Source organism: Amycolatopsis lexingtonensis, from assembly GCF_014873755.1.
Lineage (GTDB): Bacteria > Actinomycetota > Actinomycetes > Mycobacteriales > Pseudonocardiaceae > Amycolatopsis > Amycolatopsis lexingtonensis.
In genome coordinates, this window is record NZ_JADBEG010000001.1 from 8,720,838 (window position 1) to 8,740,942 (window position 20,105).

Genomic DNA, 20,105 nt, shown 5'->3' on the forward strand with positions numbered 1-20,105 from the left:
TTCGAGTGAGCAGGCGGCGAGCCTCCGGGTTTTCGTCGGAGCCGGGTCGTACCTTGGCCCTCGTGAGATTCCTGCACACGTCCGACTGGCACATCGGCCGCACGTTCCACGGCGCCGATCTGCTCGCGGAACAGGAAGCGGTGCTCGGGCACCTCGCCGGCCTCGTGGCCGGTGAGGCGATCGACGCCGTCCTGGTGGCAGGCGACATCTATGACCGCGCGGTGCCGTCCGCCGAGGCCGTCCGGGTGGCCACCGCGGCCGTCGCCCGGATCCGCGCCGCCGGCGCCCAGCTGATCGTCACGCCCGGCAACCACGACTCCGCGCCCCGCCTCGGCGCCTTCGCGGAGTTCGCCGCGGCGGGCGGTCTGCACCTGCGCACCACCGTCGGCGGCCTGGCCGAACCGGTGCTGCTCGAGGACGACCACGGGCCGGTCGCCGTCTACGGCATCCCTTACCTGGAACCGGAACCGGCCCGGCACGCGCTGGGCGTGCCGGAGGCGCGCGGCCACACCGGCGTGCTCACCGAGGCCATGCGCCGGATCCGCGCGGACCTCGCCACCCGGCCGGGCACGCGGTCGGTCGTGCTCGCGCACGCGTTCGTCACCGGCGGCGAGCCGACCGATTCCGAACGGACGATCGCGGTCGGCGGGGTCGAGCAGGTGCCCGGTTCGGTCTTCGACGGCGTCGACTACGTGGCTCTGGGCCACCTCCACGGCCCGCAGACGCTCGCCGAGCACCTCCGCTACTCCGGCAGCCCGCTGGCGTACTCGTTTTCCGAAGCGCGCCAACGGAAATCGGTCTGGCTGGTCGATCTGGACGCTGGCGGGCTGCGCGAGGTCCGCCGGCACGAGCTGCCGGTGCCGCGCGCACTGGCCACGATCAGCGGTGAGATCGAGGACCTCCTGGCGGACCCGGCGCACGAGGTCCACCTCGGCCACTTCCTGTCGATCACGGTCACCGATCGCGTCCGCCCGGTGGACGCGATGCGGCGCCTGCGCGAGCGGTTCCCGTACGCGGTCCACCTGGAATGGGAGCCCGCCGGCGGCCACGACGGCGCCCCGCTGCGCTACTCCGACGCCGTCCGGGGCCGGTCGGACATCGAGATCTCGCGCAGCTTCCTCGACGACTGCCGGGGCGCCCCGCCGACCGAGAGCGAAGAGCGGCTCCTGTTCAAGGCACTGGAAGCAGCCGACCGGGGGGCCCTCGCGAAATGAGGCTGCACAGGCTGGAGGTCGAAGCCTTCGGGCCGTACTGCGCACGCGAAGTGGTCGACTTCGACGTGCTCGGCGCCGACGGCCTCTTCCTCCTGCACGGCGAAACCGGGGCGGGCAAGACGACACTGCTCGACGCGATCGCGTTCGCGTTGTTCGGCGTGGTCCCCGGCGCCCGCAACGAAGCCAAGCGGCTGCGCTGCGACCTCGCCGACCCCGACCAGGTCACCGAGGTCGCGCTGGAGCTCACCGTGCAGGGGCACCGGCTGAAGATCGTGCGGAACCCGGAGTACCAGCGGCCGAAGCGGCGCGGCGAGGGCACGACCACCCAGCAGGCCCGGGTGTCGCTGAGCTGGATCGGCACCGCGCCCGCCGGGCTGGCCCCAGAGGGCCTGATCCGGATCGAGGAGGTCGCGCGCACCGTCGAGCGGCTGCTCGGGATGACCGCGGCCCAGTTCTTCCAGGTGGTGCTGCTGCCGCAGGGCGAGTTCGCCCGGTTCCTGCGGTCGGACACCGCCGAGCGCGAGAAGCTCCTCGAGCGGCTGTTCGGCACCGAGCGCTTCGCCGACGTCGAACGCTGGTTCGCCGACCTGCGGGCCGAGCGCGGGCGCGAGCTGGACAGCCGGCAGCGGGACGTGCGGGAGCTGCTGGCCAGGTACGCGCAGGAAGCCCAGCAGGACCCGCCGGAGACGGACGTCGCCGACTGGGTCGGGGCCGTGCTCGCCGCTTCGGAAGAGCGCGTCGGGCAGGTCACCGCCGAGGAGCTGCGGGCGCGGTCGGCCGCCCAGCGGGCGGACGCCTTCCTGCAGGAAGAACGCGCGGGCGCGGAGAAGATCCGCCGGGTCCGCACCGCGCACCTGCGGCTGCTCGAGATCACCGAGCAGGCGCCACAGCGGGCCGAGTGGGCGCGGGAGGTCGCGGCCGCTCGCCGCGCGGCCGGGGTCGCCGTCGAGGCGGACCTGCTCGACCGCCGGGCCGCCGAACTCGCCGAGGCCGAACAGGCGGAGCAGGCCCGTGGCGCGCACCTGCGGGAATTCGGCACGCGCGCGACCGGTGACCTGAAGGCGCGGGCGGCGACCGCGCGGGAAGAGGCCGGCGCGGTCGCCGAGCTGGTCGCCGAAGCCGAACAGCAGCAGCTCGACGTCATGCGGCGCGACGACCGGAAGCTGGCCGCCGTCACGGCCCAGCAGCAGGCCGAGCAGCTGACCGCCGAGCTGGCCGCGATCCCGGGCCAGCTGGCCAAGCTGCGCGCGGACGCGCTCGCGGCGGCCGAAGCCGAGGCGAAGCTCGACGGGGCCCGCGCCAAGGTCGAGGAACTGAGGGCCGTGGCGCGCGACGCGGCCGAACTGCCCGAAGCGCAAGCGAAAGTCGGGCGGGGCGAAGCGAAGCTGCGCGAGGTGGTCGACGCGCACCAGGAAGCCCGGCAACGGCGGCTCGACCTGCGAGAGCGGCGGCTCGACGGGATGGCGGCCGAGCTGGCCGCCGCGTTGCCGGACGGCGCGCCGTGCCCGGTGTGCGGGTCGGCCGAGCACCCGGCGAAGGCGAACCGCGACGTCGAGCTGGTCGACCCGGCGGAGGAGCGGGCCGCCGAAGAAGCCGAGCAAGCGGCGGACGCGGTGCGGCAGCGGGTCGTGGTCGCGCTGGAAGAGGCGAAGGCGCGGCTGGCAGGCCTGGTGGAACGGCTGGCCGGGCGCACGGCCGAGTCGATCACCGCGGAGCTGACGGAAGCGCGTTCGGCGGTCGTGGCGCTGACCGAGCAGGCGGCCGGGAAGGCGAAGCTGGGCCAGCAGGTCGTCCTCCTGGAGCGGGACCTCGAAGCGCGGACCGAACGCCGCCGTCAAGCCGAACAGGCGGCGACCGAAGCGACGACCGACGTCCGCGCCCTGGAAGAACGGCTGGCCGAGCGCGAACGCCGGCTGGTCGCCGGCCGCGGCGAGTTCGCGGACGTCGGGGCGCGCCGGGCGCACCTGCTCGGCCTGGCCGAAGCCCTCGAAGCGGTCGCCGAAGCCCGGATGGCGGTCACCGGCGCCCGGGAACGGGTGGCCGAGCAGCGCAAGCTGGTCGAGGCGGCGGTCCAGGCGAAGGGGTTCACGTCGCTGAAGAAGGCGCGAGCCGCGATGCTGCCGGACGAGCAGATCGAGAAGCTCGAACAGGGCATCGCCGAGGCCGAAGCGGCCGCGGCCGGGGCACGGGCGTTGCTGTCGGAGCCGGACCTGTTCGGGATCTCGCCGGACGACGTCGCGGACGTCGACCGCGCGGCCGACGCGGCCGAGCTGGCGCGGGCGCGCGCCGATTCGGCGTACGCGGCGCTGCGCGCGGCCACCGCGCAGCACGAGGAGCTGACCCGGCTGGCCGGGCTGCTGAAGAAGGCGCTCGCCGGGCTGGCGCCGGCCGAAGCGGCGTACGCCGAGCTACGGGCGCTGGCGGAGGTCGTCAACGGGCGCGGGCAGAACAGCCGCAAGATGTCGCTGCGGTCGTACGTGCTGGCGGCGCGGCTGGAGGAAGTGGCGGTCGCCGCCACGCACCGGCTGCGCACCATGAGCCAGGGGCGCTACTCCTTCGTGCACTCGGACGCGGCCGGGGCGCGCGGTACTCGCGGCGGCCTCGGCATCGACGTGCTGGACGACTACTCGGGCACCATCCGCCCGGCGAAGACGCTGTCCGGTGGCGAGTCGTTCCTCGCCTCGCTGGCCCTCGCGCTGGGGCTGGCCGACGTCGTCGCGGGCGAGACCGGCGGCGCGCTGCTCGACACGCTGTTCGTCGACGAGGGCTTCGGCACCCTGGACGCCGAGACGCTGGACGTCGTGATGAACATCCTCGACGAGCTGCGCGCGGGCGGCCGGGTGGTCGGGCTCGTGTCGCACGTCGAGGAGCTGCGGCAGCGCATCCCGACGCGGCTGCGCGTCCGCAAGTCCCGCACGGGCTCCACATTGGAGGTGCGCGCCGGCTGATCACTCGGACAAGATGAAGCCATGACGGACCAGCCGCCGAACGGCCTGCCCCGCTACCGCCTGCTCACCGGCCCCGACGACGCGAAGTTCTGCCACCGCGTCAGCGAGGCGCTCGAACTCGGCTACCGCCTGCACGGATCGCCGGCGGCGACGTTCGACGGGGACCAGGTGATCGTGGCCCAGGCGCTGCTGTGGCACGGCGAGCAGGGCTGACGCGCCTCAGCTGACGGCGAGTCCCGTCGCGGCCGCACGCTGGAGGTACCTCCCGGCGTAGGAACACCACGGGGTCCACTTCCGCGCGTGCTCCGGCAGCGACTCCGGGGCGATGCCGAGCGCCTCGGCGCCGTACCGGACCTCGGGGTCCTCGGCGAGCAGCACGTCCGGGGCGCCGAGAACGCGCATCAGCACGTAGTCCGCGGTGGCCGCGTCGATGCCCGGGCACGCCAGCAGCTCCGCGCGCAGGTCGGCGGCGTCCCGGCCGACGTGCACGTCGAGCCGTCCCTCGGCCAGCGCGGTGGCGGCCGGGTGGCCGGTGGCCGCGATCCGGGCCGTGGCCGGGAAGAGCCGCGTCACGCCCCACTCGCCGGGGACTTCCTCGCCGAGCGAGGCGGGCACCTGGTCGCCGAGCAGGGTGCGGAGCAGGAGTTCCTCGCCGTCCACCGCGCCCGGGACCCGGATCCCCGGCGCAGTCGCGACCAGCGGCGCCAGCGCCGGGTCGGCGCCGAGGACGCGGGTGACCGCCGCAGGGGCGGCGTCGAGGTCGAGCAGCCGGCGCACCCGGCTGACCGCGCTGCCGAGGTCACGCAGGTCGGTGAGCACCAGCTCGCAGCGCACGTGGTCCGCCTGCGGCGTCAGCCGGACGACTCCGGTGCCGTGGGCGAGCCGCAGGCTCCGGGCGTACGACTCCGAGGTGACGACCTCGACGCCCGGCACCGCGTGGCCGGCGAAGAAGCGAAGCAGCCCGTCGGCGTCGAACGGCGGCCTGAACGGCAGCCGCAGGCTGAGCCGTGTCCCGCTCACGTCGCCGTGACATCCTCGTCGTGAAGCCGCGAAGGCGCGAAGCTGCGAAGGCGTCGTCGCGAACACTTCGCGGATCGTCTCGTTGAACTGCCGCACGCTGGAGAAACCCGCGGCGAACGCGACATCGGTCAGCGGCAGCTCGGACAGCTCGATGAGCAACCGCGCCGAGTGCGCGCGGTGCGCCCGGGCCAGGGCGAGCGGACCGGCGCCGAGCTCGGCGGTCAGGACCCGGCCGAGCTGGCGTTCCGAGTAGCCGAGCCGGCGCGCGAGGCCGGGGACGCCTTCGCGCTCCACGGTCCCGTCCGAGATCAGGCGCATCGCCCGCGCCGCGAGGTCGGCGCGCACGTTCCAGTCCGGCGAGCCGGGCACGGCGTCGGGCAGGCAGCGGCGGCAGGCGCGGAAGCCGTTGGCCTGCGCGGCCGCCGACGTCGGGAAGAACCGGACGTTCTGCGCCTTGGGCGTCGACGCCGGGCACGACGGGCGGCAGTAGATGCCGGTGGTGCGGACGGCCATGATGAACTGGCCGTCGAAGCGCGAGTCGCGGGCGGTGACCACGCGGTAGCAGCGTTCGACGTCTCGCCAGAGCGCCGGCGGCTCGGTTGTCGTGACCATGGATTCGAGCATGCCAGCAGGTCAGCGCCGCGGCTGGCGGAAATCCGACGCGGCGTTGGGTGCGTGGGGCCCGACCGGGGGAGACACGTAGACTGCGGGGTCGTGAGCCTCACCCTCGGTATCGTCGGCCTGCCCAACGTCGGCAAGTCCACCCTGTTCAACGCGCTGACCCGCAACGACGTGCTCGCCGCGAACTACCCGTTCGCGACGATCGAGCCGAACGTCGGCGTGGTGCCGCTGCCGGACCCCCGGCTGGACAAGCTGGCCGAGCTGCACAAGTCGGAGAAGATCGTCCCGGCGGTTGTGTCCTTTGTGGACATCGCGGGCATCGTGAAGGGCGCCTCCGAGGGTGCCGGACTGGGCAACAAGTTCCTCGCGAACATCCGTGAGGCCAACGCGATCTGCCAGGTCATCCGGGTGTTCGACGACCCCGACGTGGTGCACGTCGACGGCCGCATCGACCCGTCGAGCGACATCGAGACGATCAACACCGAGCTGATCCTCGCCGACCTGCAAACCCTGGACAAGGCGCTGCCGCGGCTGGAGAAGGAAGCGCGGACGAAGAAGGAGAACAAGCCCGCGCTCGACAACGCGCAGAAGGCGAAGGAGATCCTCGACGCCGGGCGCACGCTCTTCCAGGCCCAGAAGGAAGTCGACTTCGACGCGCTGCGCGAGCTGAGCCTGCTGACGACGAAGCCGTTCCTGTACGTCTTCAACGCCGACGAGTCGGTGCTGACGGACGAGGCTCGCCGCGAGGAGCTGACCAAGCTGGTCGCCCCGGCGGACGCGGTGTTCCTCGACGCGAAGGTCGAGGCGGAGCTGCTGGAGCTGGACGACGAGGAGTCGGTCCGCGAGCTGCTGGAGTCGGTCGGCCAGCCGGAGCCGGGCCTGTACTCCCTGGCCCGCGCGGGCTTCCACACGCTCGGCCTGCAGACGTACCTGACGGCGGGCCCGAAGGAATCCCGCGCCTGGACGATCCCCCAGGGCGCAACGGCCCCGCAGGCGGCGGGCGTGATCCACACGGACTTCGAGCGCGGCTTCATCAAGGCGGAGATCGTCTCGTACGACGACCTGATGGCCGCGGGCTCGATGGCGGCCGCGAGGGCAGCGGGCAAGGTCCGCATGGAGGGCAAGGACTACATCATGGCCGACGGCGACGTGGTGGAGTTCCGCTTCAACGTCTGACGCACGCTTGGTGAGCAAGAACTACTGAGTGTTGCTTTCATTCGGCGCAGGGTATGCTGCGTCCAATGAAAGCTTCGCCGAGCCTGCTGCCCTTGCTGCGTTCGCGCATGCAGGGTGAGCTGCTGGCGCTGGTCCTGCTGCACCCGGAGCGCGAATACAGCATCACCGAGCTCGCCGAGGCCTGTGATGTCACGCCGACGGCCGTGCTGCGCGAGGTCGAACGGCTCGTGGGTGGCGGCATCCTGGAAGACCGGCGGGTCGGCCGGAGCCGGCTCGTCAAAGCACGCACGGACACCCCGCTCTACCGGCCGTTGAGCGAGGTCATCGCGGTCACCTTCGGGCCGCTGCCGCTGCTCGCCGAGGCTTTGTCGGGTCTGGCGGGTGTGCGCGAGGCCTACATCTACGGGTCCTGGGCCGCGCGCTACCGCGGCGAACCGGGCCCGCCGCCCGGGGACGTCGACGTGCTCGTCGTCGGTTCGCCTGACCCGGACGTGCTCTTCGACCTGGCCGAGGGTGTGTCGCGCAGGCTGGGCCGCGAGGTCAACGTCCACCGGATCTCGCCGGCCTCGTGGGCGGCGGGCAGCACGGATCCGTTCCTCGTCAGCGTGCGTGAGCGTCCGCTGGTCCCGTTGTCCCTCGACCAGGAGACTTCCCGATGACCCGGTGGAACCAAGGGCGCGCCACGATCGACGCGCTCATCGCGCGCGGTTCCCTCGAACACGTCCCGGCTTCACGGGAAGCCGCGGAAGGGGAGCTCGCCAGGGCTCGTACACACGTCGTTTCGGCGCGGCAGCTGCTGAACTCGGATCCGGAAGGCGCCTACACGCTGGCGTACGACGGCGCCCGCCGGGCTTTGGCGGCCATCCTGCAGAACCAGGGCCTGCGTGCGACGAGCCGCGGTGGCCACATCACCGTCTACGAAGCGGTTCTCGCGCAGCTCGATCCGCCGCTGGGGCAGCTTCTGCGTCCCTTCAACCGGATGCGGGTTCGGCGCAACGAGGTCGCCTACCGCTCTTCCGAGGCACCTTCGGTGACCGCTGAAGATGTGACAGCCGACGTCGCGAAGGTCGAGGACCTCATCGGGGTCGCGGAGAAGGCGATCCCGAACATGTCCCGCTACTGATGGGGAGCCGTCCGCTCACGCGGAACGAGCGCGAGACCCTGGAAGTCCTTCTCGCCGGGGACTTCCCCGGCGCAGCTGAACTGCGGGAGCAGGCCACCACCGCGAAAGTGACCGGCCGGTGCGGTTGCGGGTGCCCGACCATCGAGCTCGTGGTCGACGACGCCACTCCCGCGGCCGAGATCACCGATCGGGTGGCGGTCGAAGCCGACGTGCCGGGCGGCGGGCTCATCGTGTTCGTCGACGAAGGCCGCCTGTCCGGGCTCGAGTACTGGACGACGAGAGACGAGCCCCCGACGTCGTTCCCGCCTCCGGAACAGATCCATTGAGAACGCCGTCGCTCCGAGCGATCAGAGCGACGGCGTACCGGTGATCAGCCGAGCAGGCCCATCAAAGCGATGGCGATCAGCACCACCGCGGGGGCGAGGGCGTTGATCCAGGCGCGCTGCGCGGGGGTGAGGGCGGCGGTGCTGTTCATGGCGTTTCCTAGGGCCGAAACCGATACTTCCGCCCTGCTCAGCGCGCTGATCATGCCCTTTGTTAGCGGCTGTGATCGAACTCACCGGCATCCGGGTGACGGCGGCCCCGGGCGGTGTACCAGAGCACGCCGCCTGCTGCTGCCACCATCGTCGCGAATGCCGCCGTGCCGACCACGATCGCCTGGGTCATAACCGTCCCTCCTAGCAAAGTCGTTTACCGAGAGACGTCGAAACCCCGAAAAAGTGCACCCAGAGTAACCAGGATCACAGCGAGGAGAGCACCTCGTCGATCTGCGCGGCCAGCGCGAAGTCCTTCGACGTCAGGCCGCCCGCCGAATGGGTGCTGAGGCGGAACGTCAGGGTGCGCCAGCGGATGTCGATGTCCGGGTGGTGGTCGGCCGCTTCGGCCAGCACCGCCACGCGGTCCACCACCTCGATCGCCTGGGGGAACGAAGCGAGTTCCACCTCGCGGGAGATCACCGCGCCGGCCCGCGTCCAGTGCGCGCCCAGCCGTTCGTCGGCCTCGGAGTCGCTCAAGATTTCCGTCATGTCTCCATGGTCGTCCGTCCTGGACTACGCTGCACGGTTGCCACGGGAGTCCGGTCAGCCGGGCTGAGAGGCGGGTCACCCCGCGACCGTTCGCACCTGACCGGATCATGCCGGCGAAGGGAGGGCTTTCCTCCTCGTCCGGCGAAGTGCAGGAGGGGTAGATGAAACGCAGGGCTGTTCGCGCCGCGACGGCCGTCGCCGTTGTCAGCGTCGTCGCCGCGGGGTGCTCGCTGTCGGATGGCGATGGTGGCACGCAGCAGACGCCCACCGTCACCCTCGTGACGCACGATTCCTTCCTGGCGCCGCAGGAGGTGCTCGACGCCTTCCAGAAGCAGTCGGGCATCAAGATCTCCGTGCTCAAGCAGGGCGACGCCGGATCGCTGACCAACAAGCTCGTGCTCACCAAGGCCAACCCGATCGGCGACGTCGCGTTCGGCGTCGACTCGACCTTCGCCTCTCGCGCGCTCTCCGAAGGCGTCTTCGAGCCTTACACCAGCCCGGAGGCCGACCGCGGGCCGCAGCGGTACGCCGTCGATCCCGAGCACCGGCTGTCCGCCGTCGACGTCGGGGACGTCTGCGTCAACGTCGACACGAACTACTTCGCCGCCAAGGGGATCCCGGCGCCGTCGTCGTACGACGACCTGGCCGACCCGAAGTACAAGGACCTGCTGGTCGCCGAGGACCCGGCCACCGCGTCGCCGGGCCTGGCGTTCCTCCTCGGCACCATCGCGAAGTACGGCGAGGCCGGCTGGAAGGACTACTGGACGAAGCTGAAGGCCAACGGCGTCAAGGTGGTCAGCGGCTGGGAAGAGGCTTACACCAAGGACTTCTCCGGTTCCGCCGGCAAGGGGCCGCGGCCGATCGTCGTGTCGTACGCGTCTTCGCCGGCCGCCGAGGTCGGGGACGACGGGAAGCCGCGCACGAAGGCACTGCTCGACACCTGCTACCGGCAGGTCGAGTACGCCGGGGTGCTCGCCGGCGGCAAGCAGACCGAGAGCGCGCGCAAGGTCGTCGACTTCCTGCTGTCGCAGCAGTTCCAGGCGACGGTCGCGGCCAACATGTACGTCTACCCCGCGCGCCAGGGCGTCGACCTGCCCGCGGGCTGGGCGCAGGTCGCGCCGTTGCCGCAGAAGCCGCAGACGCTGACGGCGGACCAGGTGCAGGCCGGCCGGGAGAAGTGGATCGGCGAATGGCGCACGCTCGTGCAGTAACTCCGCCATCGACCGCCCGCGGTCTCGGCCTGGCGCTGCTCGGGCTGGCGCCGATCGGGTTCCTGGTGGTGTTCTTCGCCTGGCCGGTGCTGGCGATCGTCGGCCGCGGGTTCGCCGCGGGCGGGCTCGACGTCGTCCTCGGCGACGCGCGGACGTGGCAGCTGGCCGGGTTCACCGTGGCGAGCGCGGCGGCGTCGACGGTGGTCGCCGTCGTGGCCGGACTGCCGGTGGCGTTCCTGCTGGCCCGCGTGCGGCTGCCCGGCGTCGGCCTGGCGCGCACGCTGGTGCTGGTGCCGTTCGTGCTGCCGACGGTCGTCGTCGGGCTGGCGTTCCGCGCGCTCTGGCCGGACGGCGGCGTGCTGCCGATCGTGCTGGCCAACGCCTTCTTCAACGTCGCCGTCGTCGCGCGCACGGTCGCCGGGCTGTGGGCGCGGCTGGATTCGCGGACGGCCGACGCCGCCCGCGCGCTCGGGGCGTCCCCGTGGCGGGCCTTCCGCTCGGTGACGCTGCCCGCGCTGGCGCCGGCGGTCGCGTCCGCCGCGGCCGTGGTGTTCCTGTTCTGCGCCACCAGCTTCGGCGTCGTCCTGATCCTCGGCGGCGCGCGCTACCGGACGCTGGAAACCGAGATCTACCTGCGAACCGTCGACCTCCTGGACCTTTCGGGCGCGGCGGCGCTTTCCCTGATCCAGTTCGCGGCCGTGGTCGCCGCCCTGGTGGCCGGCGGGCTGGCCCGGCGGCGCAAGGAGGGGGCCAGGACCGGTTCCGGCGGAGCGCGGCGGCCGCGAGGCGGCGAGTGGTGGGGTGTCGGAGCCGCGGGTGTCGTCCTGGCCCTGCTGCTGACGCCGATCGTCGCGCTGCTCGCCGAGTCGGTGTCCACTGAGGACGGCTGGAGTATCGCGGGTTACCGCGCGCTGAGCGGCACCGGCGAAAAGGGCGCGCTGCAGGTGTCCGGCTGGGACGCCGCGGTGAATTCGCTGAAGGTGGCGATCGACGCGACGCTGCTCGCGATGGTGGTCGGCGTGCTCGCGTCCGTCGTGCTGGTGGCGTTGCGGCGATCGCCCGCGAAGTCCGCGCGCGGCCTCGGCGAGACGATGGACGCCGTCCTGATGCTGCCGCTGGGCGTGTCCGCGGTGACCGTCGGCTTCGGCTACCTGGTCACGCTCGACGCGCTGCCCGGCGACCTGCGGACGTCGCCCTACCTCGTCCCGTTGGCCCAGGCGCTGGTGATCACGCCGCTGATCGTGCGGATGGTGCTGCCGGTGCTGCGCTCGGTCGACGTCCGGCTGCGGCAGGCCGCGTCGACGCTCGGCGCGAGCCCGCTGCGGGTGTGGCGCGAGATCGACCTGCCGCTGGCGCTGCGGCCGCTGGTCGCCGCCGCCGGGTTCGGCTTCGTCGTGGCGCTCGGCGAGTTCGGCGCGACCAGCTTCCTCGCCCGGCCGACGGCGCCGACGTTGCCGGTCGCGATCGCGTCGCTGATGGGACGGCCGGGGGAGCTGAACAACCAGATGGCGTACGCCGCGTGCGCGCTGCTGATGCTCGTGACGGTGCTGGCGGTCGCGGTGATCGAGCGGCTCGGCCGCGGCCGGGTGGGGGAGTTCTGATGGCGCTGTCGGTGCGGGACCTGACCGTCCACTACGGATCGTTCGCCGCGGTGCGCGACGCCCGGCTGGACATCGCCGACGGCGAAGTGCTGGCGCTGCTCGGTCCGTCGGGGTCGGGGAAGTCGACGCTGCTGCGCGCGATCACCGGGCTCGAGCCGTCGGCGCGCGGCTCGGTGAGCTGGGACGGCGAGGACCTCGGCGCGGTGCCGGTGCACCGGCGCGGGTTCGGGCTGGTCTTCCAGGACGGCCAGCTCTTCGGCCACCGCGACGTCGCCGCGAACATCGCGTTCGGCCTGCGCATGCACGGCGTTCCCCGCGCGCAGTGGGCGCCGCGGGTCGCGGAACTGCTGGCGCTGGTCGGTCTGACCGGCTTCGAGAAGCGGCGGGTGACGGAGCTGTCCGGCGGTCAGGCCCAGCGGGTCGCGCTGGCCAGGGCGCTCGCGCCGAAGCCGCGGCTGCTGCTGCTCGACGAACCACTGTCCGGTTTGGACGCCGGGCTGCGCGAGCAGCTGGCCATCGACCTCGCGGACCTGTTGCGGCGCAGCAAGATCACGGCGCTGTTGGTGACGCACGACCAGGAAGAGGCCTTCACACTCGCCGACCGGGTGGCGGTGCTCGACGCCGGGGAGGTCCGGCAGGAGGGCGCGGTCCGGCGCGTCTGGCGCAACCCGGCCGACGACAGCGTGGCCCGTTTCCTCGGCGTGACGACGTTCGTGGACGGCGTCGCGGCGGGCGGCGTGGTGCGCACGGCGCTGGGTGACGTCGCACTGCCCGATGCGGACGACGGTCCGGTTCGGCTGGGGCTGCGGCCGCACGCGCTGCGGGTCGCGGCCGAAGGAGTGCCGGGCGAAGTGGTCGCCGCCGTGCACCGGCGCGAGCACGTACGGCTCGTGGTGCGCCTCGAAGAGTTCACTGTGGACGCGGTGGCCCCGGTGGCCGCGGACCTACGCGCCGGGGACGCGGTGCGGCTGGAGTTCGACCCGGACGGCATCGCACTGGTGGGCTGACGCCGTCCGGGGAAGAACCTCAGCCGTCGCGGGTCGAGAGGCGGGCGTAGGCCAGCGACAGCCCGATGACGATGTAGCACACCGCGCGGAGGGCGCCCTCGCCCAGCATTTGCGTGCCCATCGGGTCCTGCAGCACCTCCGCTGGTGCCATCGACCAGTTCCGCGTCAGCAGGAACGGGTGCAGCCAGTCCAAAGAGGACAGGAAGCCGAGGATGGTGAACACGATGTCCGCCGCCAGGACGGACGCCACCACCAGCATCGGGTGCTCGGTCCAGCTGGAGATCGCCAGCGCGACCGCGCCGACCGCCCACAGCTGCAGCACCACCCAGCCCGCCACCAGCAGGATCCTCGCCAGCGCGCCGCCGAGCGACAGCGTCGTCCCGGACAGCGTGAACAGCGAATCCGTGCCGTTGATGATCAGGCCCGTCACCACGCCGGTGACGCACATCGCGAGCACCGAGACCACCGACACGGTCGCGACGCCGAACGCCTTCACCGCCAGGAGCCGGCCGCGGCCGACCGGCGCGATCAGCCAGCCGCGCAGCGTGCCGTGCGCGGTCTCACCCGCGATCGCGTCCGCGCCCGCCATTGCCGAAGCCAGCGGCAGCAGCAGGGTCAGCGTCATCACGATCGCCGCGATCGGCAGGACGAACGCGTTGTTGACCGCGGACGCCAGCAGCGCGCCGCCGCCGTCGTCCGGACCGCCGCCGCTGCCCGCCTGCTCGTCCACCAGCGTCAGGCCGATGCCGATCACCACCGGGATCAGCGCCAGCAGCCCGAGCACGGCCAGCGTGCGCGGCCGCCGGAAGATCCAGCGCAGCTCCGCGGCCAGCAGCCGGGGCAGCGGCACCGTGTCGTGGCCCGTGCGGGCCGCCGGTGCCTCGAGTACCGCGGTCATTCCGCCCCCTCCGTGAGCCGGGCGAACAGGTCTTCCAGCCCGGTGCGGGCCCGCGTCGCCTCGTGGACCGCGACCCCCGCGCCCACCAGGACCTGCAGCACCCGCGGGGCTTCCGCCGCCGTGAGGTCGGCGCGGACCCCGTCCGGGGTGAGCCGGGCACCGATCCGATTCTCCCGCAGCACTTCCACCGCCTGTTCCGCGTCCGGCGTGCGGACCAGCAGGGCCGCGTTCCCGGACTCCAGCAGTTCCGCCAGCTCGCCCTGCGCGACGACGTTCCCGCTCTGCAGCACGGCGACGTGCGTGCAGGTCGCTTCGACCTCGGCCAGCAGGTGCGACGACACCAGCACGGTGACGCCCACGGCGTGCAGCTCGGCGACGATCCTGCGGATCTCCCTGGTACCCGCGGGGTCGAGGCCGTTGGTCGGCTCGTCGAGCACGACCATCTTGCGCGGCACGAGCAACGCCGAAGCGAGCCCGAGCCGTTGCTTCATGCCGAGCGAGTAACCCTTGTACCGCCGTCGCGCGGCGCCGGTCAGGCCGACGCGCTCCAGCGCGGAGTCCACTGCGGACGGGATTCCGGCCGAGCTCAGCCGGGGTTCCGCGGCGGCGAAGCGCAGCAGGTTGTCGCGCCCGGACAGGAACGGGTGGAAGCCCGGCCCCTCGACCAGCGCGCCGACGTCCGGCAGCGCGTGTGCGGCGGCGTCCGGCATCGAGCGGCCGAGCAGCTCGACCTCGCCCTCGGTCGGCCGGACCAGGCCGAGCAGCATCCGGATGGTGGTCGTCTTGCCCGAGCCGTTCGGCCCGAGCATCCCGACGACCGCCCCCTGCGGGATGTCGAGGTCGACGTGGTCCACCGCGACGGTGCTCCCGTACACCTTGCGCAACCCCCGCGTGCGCGCGGCGAGCGGGACCGCCGGGGCGGACGCCTCCGAAGAGACGTCCGCCCCGGACTCGACAGCCGTGCTGGTCACTTCTGGCCCAGCGCTTCGTACAGGACCTGCTCCGGCACCGCGCCGGCGGCGAAGCGGCCGTCGTCGGTCAGGACCGCGGTGCCCACCTTCGTCGTGACGAGGTAGCCGCTGCCCCAGGTGCCGTTCACCTTCTTGGCGAACCGCTCGAGCAGGGCCTTCGGGTCGGCGGGCGCACCCTTGCGGTCGCCCTGTGTCTTCGGCGCCGCGTTCAGCGCGTCCGCCGGGACCTTGCCGGTGACGACGGTGTCCCACCCGTCGCCGACGACCTTGGTGTCCTGCTTGGCCTGCTCGGCCAGGTCCTTGTGCTCCTGGTCGACCGTCGGCGTCTTCTCCTGCACCTTCGCGCCCTTCGGCGGGGTGAAGGTGAAGAGGTCGGCCGGCTGCTGGGTGAACTCGATCTCGCTGAAGGCGACCTCGAGCGCCGGCGTCGACGTGCCGTTGCTCAGCACCGACAGCCGCAGCGGCATCCGCGTCTGCGAGTCGACCGCGACGCGGATCTCGCGCAGCAGTGTCCGCTCGCTCGGCTTCGGCGTCAGGACCAGCTCGTAGGCGGGGCGGTCGGCGACGGTCGCGGTGCCGTCGACCGACACCGTGCTGCTCTCCCGGACCTTCGCCAGCAGCTCGGTGCTCGCGGCGATCGGGTCGGCCGTCTTCTCGCTGCCCGCGCCCTTCTGCTTGGCCACCTCGGCCGGGACGGTCACCTTGGTCGCGGTGTTCGTCTTGGAGCTGTAGTCCCAGACGGTCGTGCCGTCGTGGACCACGGTCTCCTGGCTGGCCCCCTGCGTGACGGCGAGCCGGCTCTTGCCGGCGCCGTCGCTGAAGATGTGCGCCGAGTCGATGTTCAGCGCCGACGCGCCCGGCACCGCGTTCCCCACCGCGGGCAGGCCCAGGTCGTTGCTCACCTTCACCGTGCCGTCGAACGCGCCCGGCTTCGCCTTGACCACCGACTGGACCAGGTCCTCGGCGCTCACCTGCGGCAGCGCCGGCTTGTCGTCCGCGCTGGCCGGCATCGCGACGAACGCGAGCCCGCCGGCGCCGAGCGCGGTGCCGACGATGGCGGCGGTGATGCCCTTCGTCTTCGGTTTCATGCGTCTCTCCCTGTGGTGTTCCCGGGCCGAGTGTGCCCGGTTCCCTGGCCACGACGCTTCCCTCTCGAGGCTGAGATACCCCTGAAGGTTCTCCCTCCCCGGCTGAGATCGTGCTGAGAGCCGCCGCACGACCTGCGCGAACCGGCCATGATGAACCTCGTGAAACCTCGGGTGCTGGTGGTCGACGACGAACCGGGCGTGCGGAAGGCGCTGCAGCGCGGGCTGCGCGCGGAGGACATGGACGTGGTCACGGCCGCGGACGGGCCCACCGGGCTGCAGCTGGCGAGCACGGGCTCCTTCGACGTCATCCTGCTCGACATCATGCTGCCGGGACTGTCCGGCTACCGCGTGCTGGAGCGGCTGCGCAAGGACGGCGTCACGACGCCGGTGCTGCTCGTCTCGGCCAAGGACGGCGAGATCGACCAGGCCGACGGGCTCGACCTGGGCGCCGACGGCTACCTCGTCAAGCCGTTCTCCTTCGTGGTGCTGGTCGCGCAGGTCCGCGCGACGCTGCGCCGGGCGGGCCCGGACGCGAGCCGCGGCACGCTGCGGCTGGGTGCGCTGGCCGTGGACCGCGGGCTGCGGCAGGTGCACTGGAACGGCGAGGAGGTCGGGCTGAGCCCGCGGGAGTTCGCGCTGCTCGAAGTCCTGGTCGGGCGGGCCGGCACGGTCGTCACGAAGGACGAGCTGCTGCGCGCGGTCTGGGGCGAGGAGCAGGCCGTGACGCGCAACCTCGTCGAGGTCTACGTCGGATACGTACGACGTAAGTTGGACGCCGTGGGTGCCGGCGCGTTGCTGCGGACAGTGCGCGGGCACGGTTACCTGGCCTCCGACGCGCAGCTCGACGAGGTCATCACCCCGTGATCGGCTGGTGGCGGGGCCGGTCCCTGCAAGTGCGGATCACCCTGCTGGCCGCGACGATCACCCTGGTCTGCCTGCTCGGGCTCGCGGCGCTGGCCGCGTCGAACCTGTCTCCGCTGCTCATCGGCTCGGTCGACCGGGAGCTCTCGAGCGCGCTCGGTCCGGCCGGCGCCGAAGTGGGTGCCGGACGGCCGCTGGCCGGCGCGGCGCCGGTGACGCTGCGCGTGCTCGACATCGCGGGCGCGCCGGTCGACGGCGGTACCCCGACCGGCCTTACGTTGTACGACATCTCGGCGCTGAAGGCGGGACAGCCGGTGCAGCGCGACGGCGCGCGGTACCTGGGGACGGTCGTCAGCGCGCCGGACGGGGCACAGCGGCTGGTCGTCGCGGGTGCGGGCCTGGTCGGGTTCTCGGCCGCGGTGCACTACGGCGGGGTGTGGCTGGTCGTCGTCGCGTCGATCGGCGCGCTGGTGGCGGGCTTCGCGACGTGGCTGGTGGTGCGCCTGTCGCTGCGGCCGGTCGCGCGCATGCGGGGTTCGGTGCGGGCGCTGCCGCCGGGCGCGCGGCTGGCGCTGCCGGACTCCCACGACGAGCTGCGTGCGCTGGCGGAGGAGTTCAACGCGCTGCTGGCGCGGCAGGAGCAGGCGGCCGAGCGGCTCCGGCGGTTCACCGGCGACGCGGCGCACGAGCTGCGGTCGCCGGTCGCGTCGATCCGGGTGCAGGCCGAGGTCGCCGTGACGAACCCGGATCCGGAGCTGTCCCAGGAGACGCTGTCGGACATCCTCACCGAAGCCGAGCGGCTGTCGTCGCTGCTGGACGGGCTGCTGTCGCTGGCGCGCTCGGACGCGGGCGAGGTGCCGCCCGCGTCACCGGTCGAGCTGGTGAGCGAGGTGCGGTCGGCCGTGGCCCGGCTGCCGGCGGAGGCGCCGGAGACGCGGGTGAACCCGGCGGTGGCGCAGGCCTGGGCGTCGGCCGCGCACGCCGAGGTGGAGCTGGTGCTGGACAACCTGCTGCGCAACGCCTGCCGCTACGCGCGCGGGGAGATCGTGGTGTCGGTGCTGGCGACCCGATCGACGGTCCGGGTGGTGGTCGACGACGACGGCCCGGGCATCGCGCCGGAGCACCGCGAGAAGGTGTTCGACCGGTTCTACCGGATCGCCGACGACCGGGCTCGTTCGTCCGGGGGAACCGGGCTGGGGCTGGCGATGGTGGCGGAGACCGTCCGGCGGCGCGGCGGGCGCGTGCAGGTGGGGGAGTCCCCGGACGGCGGCGCGCGGTTCGTGGTGGTCTGGCGCGCGGCCGCGGGAGAGGCTTCCGGGTAGATTCCGGGGCTGTGAACGGTGTGATCGTGGGTGCCGCCCTGGTGCGGGACGGGAAGCTGCTCGCCCAGCAGCGCGGCTGGCCCGCCGACCACGCGGGGCAGTGGGAGCTGCCGGGTGGCCGGGTGGAAGCCGGCGAATCGGACGCCTTCGCGCTCGCCCGGGAGTGCAGCGAGGAACTCGACGTCGTCATCGAGGTCGGGGCGCGCGTCGGGGAGGACGTCCCGCTGCCCGGCGGGAAGGTGCTCCGCATCTACGCGGCTTCGCTCGTTTCGCCCGGTGGGGAGCCGCGGGCCGTCGAGCACCGAGCCGTGCGGTGGCTCGGGCCCGACGACCTCGACGACGTCGACTGGCTGCCCGCCGACCGGGTGCTGCTCCCGGACCTGCGCGCGCTGCTCAGTTAGCGCCGATCATCCGCAGGGCCGCGTCGAGCCGGTGGGAGCCGCGCTCCCGGGCACGCTCGGCGCCCGCCTTGCGGACCCGGTCCAGCTCCGCGGCGTCGTCGAGCAGCGTTAACGCTCGTTCACGCAGGGGTCGCAGCTCCTCGATCACCGCGTCGGCGACGGCGTCCTTCACCGCACCGTACGAGGAGAACTCCGAAGCCAGGTCCGCCGGCGAGCCGCCCCGGCAGGCGGCCAGGATCTCCAGCAGGTTCGCCATCCCCGGCCGGGTTTCCGGGGCGTGCTCCGGCACCGAACCGCCGTCGGTGACCGCGCGGCGGATCTTGCGGCGGATCTGGTCCGGCTCGTCCAGCGCGAACACCACGCCGGCCGCGTCGCGCGTCGACTTCGACATCTTGCGCGCCGGGTCGCTGAGGTCCTTCACCCGCGCGCCCGCCGGCGGGAGGACCGCCTCCGGGATGGTGAAGACCTCGCCGTACGTGCTGTTGAAGCGCTTGGCCAGGGTGCGCGTCAGCTCGACGTGCTGCCGCTGGTCCTCGCCCACCGGGACCTCGGCCGCGCCCTGGAGCAGGATGTCCGCGGCCATCAGCGCCGGGTACGTCAGCAGCGACAGCCGCACCCCGGCCTGGCCTTTCGATTTCTCCTTGAACTGGATCATCCGCGCGGCCTCGCCGTAGTTGCAGGTGCACTCCAGGACCCAGGTCAGCGCGCCCAGCTCGCGGGCCAGGTCGGACTGGACGAACACCCGCTCGGGGTCGATGCCGGCGGCGATCAGCACCGCCAGCTGCTCGTGGGCCAGTGATCGGAGTTTCGCCGGGTTGTGCGGGGTCGTCATGCCGTGCAGGTCGGCGACGAAGTACAGGTCGTCCGCGCCGCCCTCCAGCGCCCAGCGGCGGACCGCCCCGAGGTAGTTGCCGAGGTGGACGTGACCGGACGGCGTGATCCCGGACAGCTTGCTCATGTGTCTTCCTTTCGGGGTGGGGCCACCCCGGAGAAGGCACGAAAAAAGGCCGCCCGTCCGGGGCGGCCGCTGGGAGTTCAGCGCAGGACTAGACGGCCGCCGTGGGCGGCCACCAGCTGGACGTCTGCGCGCGCATACGGCGAGCATAGGCGCGAAGGGGCGCACGGGTCTACCGTCTAACCATGTATGTCGTCCTGCTGAACTACACGGCCCCGATCGAGCAAATCGACTTAGCGCTCCCTGACCACCAGGAGTGGCTGAACAAGCAGTACGAGCACGGTCATTTCCTGGCGTCCGGGCGGCGGAACCCCCGCGTCGGCGGTGTCATCATCACGCGTCCGCTGAACCGCGGGAAGCTCGACGCCATCCTGGCGTCCGACCCGTTCTGCGTCCAGCACCTCGCGCAGTACGAGGTCATTGAGTTCTCGCCGACCAAGACCGCTCCGGAGCTGCGCTTGCTCAACGAAGCGGTACCGCATTAGGCGGCCAGGTCCTGCTTCGCCTTCTTCAGAGCCAATACCGGGCACTTCTTGCAGCGCGGCTTCGACCGGCAGCACTTCTTCTTGACCTTGCCGGCCTTCATGAGCTTGCGCACGACCTTCCGCGGGTCGTCCGGCTGCTTCTTGCCCACGCGCACGCACCTTCCGGATCGGCGACCTT

The 20,105-nt window shown here is 72.5% G+C and carries 22 protein-coding genes and 1 riboswitch; of the genes, 14 read left to right on the top strand and 8 right to left on the bottom strand.

Annotation, left to right across the window (positions count from 1 at the left end):
* The first annotated feature begins 62 nt into the window (after positions 1–62).
* Genes H4696_RS40700 through H4696_RS40710 form a run of 3 tightly spaced genes read left to right on the top strand, consistent with a single transcriptional unit; the run spans position 63 to position 4,375 of the window.
* Positions 63–1,214: an exonuclease SbcCD subunit D gene (locus tag H4696_RS40700; protein WP_169734871.1), complete on the top strand. Its 1,152-nt coding sequence runs from the start codon at positions 63–65 to the stop codon at positions 1,212–1,214.
* Positions 1,211–4,162 carry an AAA family ATPase gene (locus H4696_RS40705; RefSeq protein WP_086857406.1) on the top strand — a complete coding sequence of 984 codons (2,952 nt, stop codon included), beginning with the start codon at positions 1,211–1,213 and terminating at the stop codon, positions 4,160–4,162. Before H4696_RS40700 ends, H4696_RS40705 begins: the two co-directional genes overlap by 4 nt.
* A 21-nt stretch (positions 4,163–4,183) precedes the next feature.
* A complete protein-coding gene (locus tag H4696_RS40710; RefSeq protein ID WP_086857405.1) occupies positions 4,184–4,375 on the top strand; it encodes a DUF1737 domain-containing protein in 192 nt (63 codons plus the stop codon).
* 6 nt (positions 4,376–4,381) lie between these two features.
* On the opposite strand, the gene H4696_RS40715 is transcribed toward H4696_RS40710, so the two are convergent.
* Positions 4,382–5,794 (bottom strand): AlkA N-terminal domain-containing protein, encoded by a 1,413-nt coding sequence (locus tag H4696_RS40715; protein WP_086857449.1) that lies wholly within the window; start codon positions 5,792–5,794, stop codon positions 4,382–4,384.
* A 102-nt stretch (positions 5,795–5,896) separates the two neighbouring features.
* Here H4696_RS40715 and ychF point away from each other — a divergent pair, with 102 nt between their 5' ends.
* From ychF to H4696_RS40735, 4 genes are all read left to right on the top strand, one after another.
* On the top strand, positions 5,897–6,979 hold the full coding sequence (ychF, locus tag H4696_RS40720; RefSeq protein ID WP_013229781.1) for a redox-regulated ATPase YchF: 1,083 nt from the start codon (positions 5,897–5,899) through the stop codon (positions 6,977–6,979).
* 65 nt (positions 6,980–7,044) lie between these two features.
* On the top strand, positions 7,045–7,638 hold the full coding sequence (locus H4696_RS40725; RefSeq protein ID WP_086857404.1) for an ArsR family transcriptional regulator: 594 nt from the start codon (positions 7,045–7,047) through the stop codon (positions 7,636–7,638).
* On the top strand, positions 7,635–8,102 hold the full coding sequence (locus tag H4696_RS40730; RefSeq protein WP_086857403.1) for a hypothetical protein: 468 nt from the start codon (positions 7,635–7,637) through the stop codon (positions 8,100–8,102). Before H4696_RS40725 ends, H4696_RS40730 begins: the two co-directional genes overlap by 4 nt.
* The gene (locus H4696_RS40735; RefSeq protein ID WP_086857402.1) at positions 8,102–8,428 is read left to right on the top strand and encodes a hypothetical protein; all 327 of its coding nucleotides are present in this window, start codon (positions 8,102–8,104) and stop codon (positions 8,426–8,428) included. Before H4696_RS40730 ends, H4696_RS40735 begins: the two co-directional genes overlap by 1 nt.
* A 211-nt stretch (positions 8,429–8,639) precedes the next feature.
* Here H4696_RS40735 and H4696_RS50960 read toward each other — a convergent pair whose 3' ends face one another.
* Together H4696_RS50960 and H4696_RS40740 are read right to left on the bottom strand one after the other, a co-directional pair.
* Positions 8,640–8,768 (bottom strand): hypothetical protein, encoded by a 129-nt coding sequence (locus tag H4696_RS50960; RefSeq protein ID WP_264086333.1) that lies wholly within the window; start codon positions 8,766–8,768, stop codon positions 8,640–8,642.
* Positions 8,769–8,842: 74 nt separating this feature from the next.
* Positions 8,843–9,127 carry a 4a-hydroxytetrahydrobiopterin dehydratase gene (locus H4696_RS40740; RefSeq protein WP_086857401.1) on the bottom strand — a complete coding sequence of 95 codons (285 nt, stop codon included), beginning with the start codon at positions 9,125–9,127 and terminating at the stop codon, positions 8,843–8,845.
* Positions 9,128–9,159: 32 nt separating this feature from the next.
* Positions 9,160–9,267, top strand: a riboswitch (TPP riboswitch).
* A gap of 21 nt (positions 9,268–9,288) precedes the next feature.
* Between H4696_RS40740 and H4696_RS40745 the strand changes: the two genes are divergently transcribed.
* Genes H4696_RS40745 through H4696_RS40755 form a run of 3 tightly spaced genes read left to right on the top strand, consistent with a single transcriptional unit; the run spans position 9,289 to position 12,946 of the window.
* Positions 9,289–10,338: a thiamine ABC transporter substrate-binding protein gene (locus H4696_RS40745; protein WP_086857400.1), complete on the top strand. Its 1,050-nt coding sequence runs from the start codon at positions 9,289–9,291 to the stop codon at positions 10,336–10,338.
* The gene (locus tag H4696_RS40750; RefSeq protein ID WP_225955948.1) at positions 10,317–11,939 is read left to right on the top strand and encodes an ABC transporter permease; all 1,623 of its coding nucleotides are present in this window, start codon (positions 10,317–10,319) and stop codon (positions 11,937–11,939) included. Before H4696_RS40745 ends, H4696_RS40750 begins: the two co-directional genes overlap by 22 nt.
* Positions 11,939–12,946, top strand: a complete 1,008-nt coding sequence (locus H4696_RS40755; RefSeq protein ID WP_086857399.1) for an ABC transporter ATP-binding protein — start codon at positions 11,939–11,941, stop codon at positions 12,944–12,946. The genes H4696_RS40750 and H4696_RS40755 overlap by 1 nt, the downstream gene beginning before the upstream one ends.
* Before the next feature lie 19 nt (positions 12,947–12,965).
* On the opposite strand, the gene H4696_RS40760 is transcribed toward H4696_RS40755, so the two are convergent.
* From H4696_RS40760 to H4696_RS40770, 3 genes are read right to left on the bottom strand one after another with little or no spacing between them, the layout of a single operon-like run.
* Positions 12,966–13,844 carry an ABC transporter permease gene (locus H4696_RS40760; RefSeq protein WP_086859240.1) on the bottom strand — a complete coding sequence of 293 codons (879 nt, stop codon included), beginning with the start codon at positions 13,842–13,844 and terminating at the stop codon, positions 12,966–12,968.
* The gene (locus H4696_RS40765; RefSeq protein WP_086859238.1) at positions 13,841–14,815 is read right to left on the bottom strand and encodes an ABC transporter ATP-binding protein; all 975 of its coding nucleotides are present in this window, start codon (positions 14,813–14,815) and stop codon (positions 13,841–13,843) included. Before H4696_RS40765 ends, H4696_RS40760 begins: the two co-directional genes overlap by 4 nt.
* Positions 14,812–15,903 carry a LolA family protein gene (locus H4696_RS40770; protein ID WP_086859235.1) on the bottom strand — a complete coding sequence of 364 codons (1,092 nt, stop codon included), beginning with the start codon at positions 15,901–15,903 and terminating at the stop codon, positions 14,812–14,814. Before H4696_RS40770 ends, H4696_RS40765 begins: the two co-directional genes overlap by 4 nt.
* Before the next feature lie 147 nt (positions 15,904–16,050).
* On the opposite strand from H4696_RS40770, the gene H4696_RS40775 reads away from it, so the two are divergent.
* From H4696_RS40775 to H4696_RS40785, 3 genes are read left to right on the top strand one after another with little or no spacing between them, the layout of a single operon-like run.
* The gene (locus H4696_RS40775; RefSeq protein WP_169734963.1) at positions 16,051–16,767 is read left to right on the top strand and encodes a response regulator transcription factor; all 717 of its coding nucleotides are present in this window, start codon (positions 16,051–16,053) and stop codon (positions 16,765–16,767) included.
* Complete coding sequence (locus H4696_RS40780) at positions 16,764–18,086, top strand: sensor histidine kinase (protein WP_086859233.1); 1,323 nt, start codon at positions 16,764–16,766, stop codon at positions 18,084–18,086. Before H4696_RS40775 ends, H4696_RS40780 begins: the two co-directional genes overlap by 4 nt.
* A gap of 11 nt (positions 18,087–18,097) precedes the next feature.
* Entirely contained in the window at positions 18,098–18,487 is a 390-nt protein-coding gene (locus H4696_RS40785) for a (deoxy)nucleoside triphosphate pyrophosphohydrolase (RefSeq protein ID WP_086859231.1), read from the top strand.
* Here the strand turns inward: H4696_RS40785 and trpS are convergent.
* A complete protein-coding gene (gene trpS / locus H4696_RS40790; protein WP_086859229.1) occupies positions 18,480–19,445 on the bottom strand; it encodes a tryptophan--tRNA ligase in 966 nt (321 codons plus the stop codon). The two genes, H4696_RS40785 and trpS, sit on opposite strands and share 8 nt — an antisense overlap.
* 182 nt (positions 19,446–19,627) lie before the next feature.
* On the opposite strand from trpS, the gene H4696_RS40795 reads away from it, so the two are divergent.
* Positions 19,628–19,927, top strand: coding sequence for a YciI family protein (locus tag H4696_RS40795; protein WP_086859227.1), 300 nt, complete (start codon positions 19,628–19,630; stop codon positions 19,925–19,927).
* On the opposite strand, the gene H4696_RS40800 is transcribed toward H4696_RS40795, so the two are convergent.
* Entirely contained in the window at positions 19,924–20,076 is a 153-nt protein-coding gene (locus H4696_RS40800) for a hypothetical protein (protein WP_169734962.1), read from the bottom strand. The two genes, H4696_RS40795 and H4696_RS40800, sit on opposite strands and share 4 nt — an antisense overlap.
* Positions 20,077–20,105 lie beyond the last annotated feature (29 nt).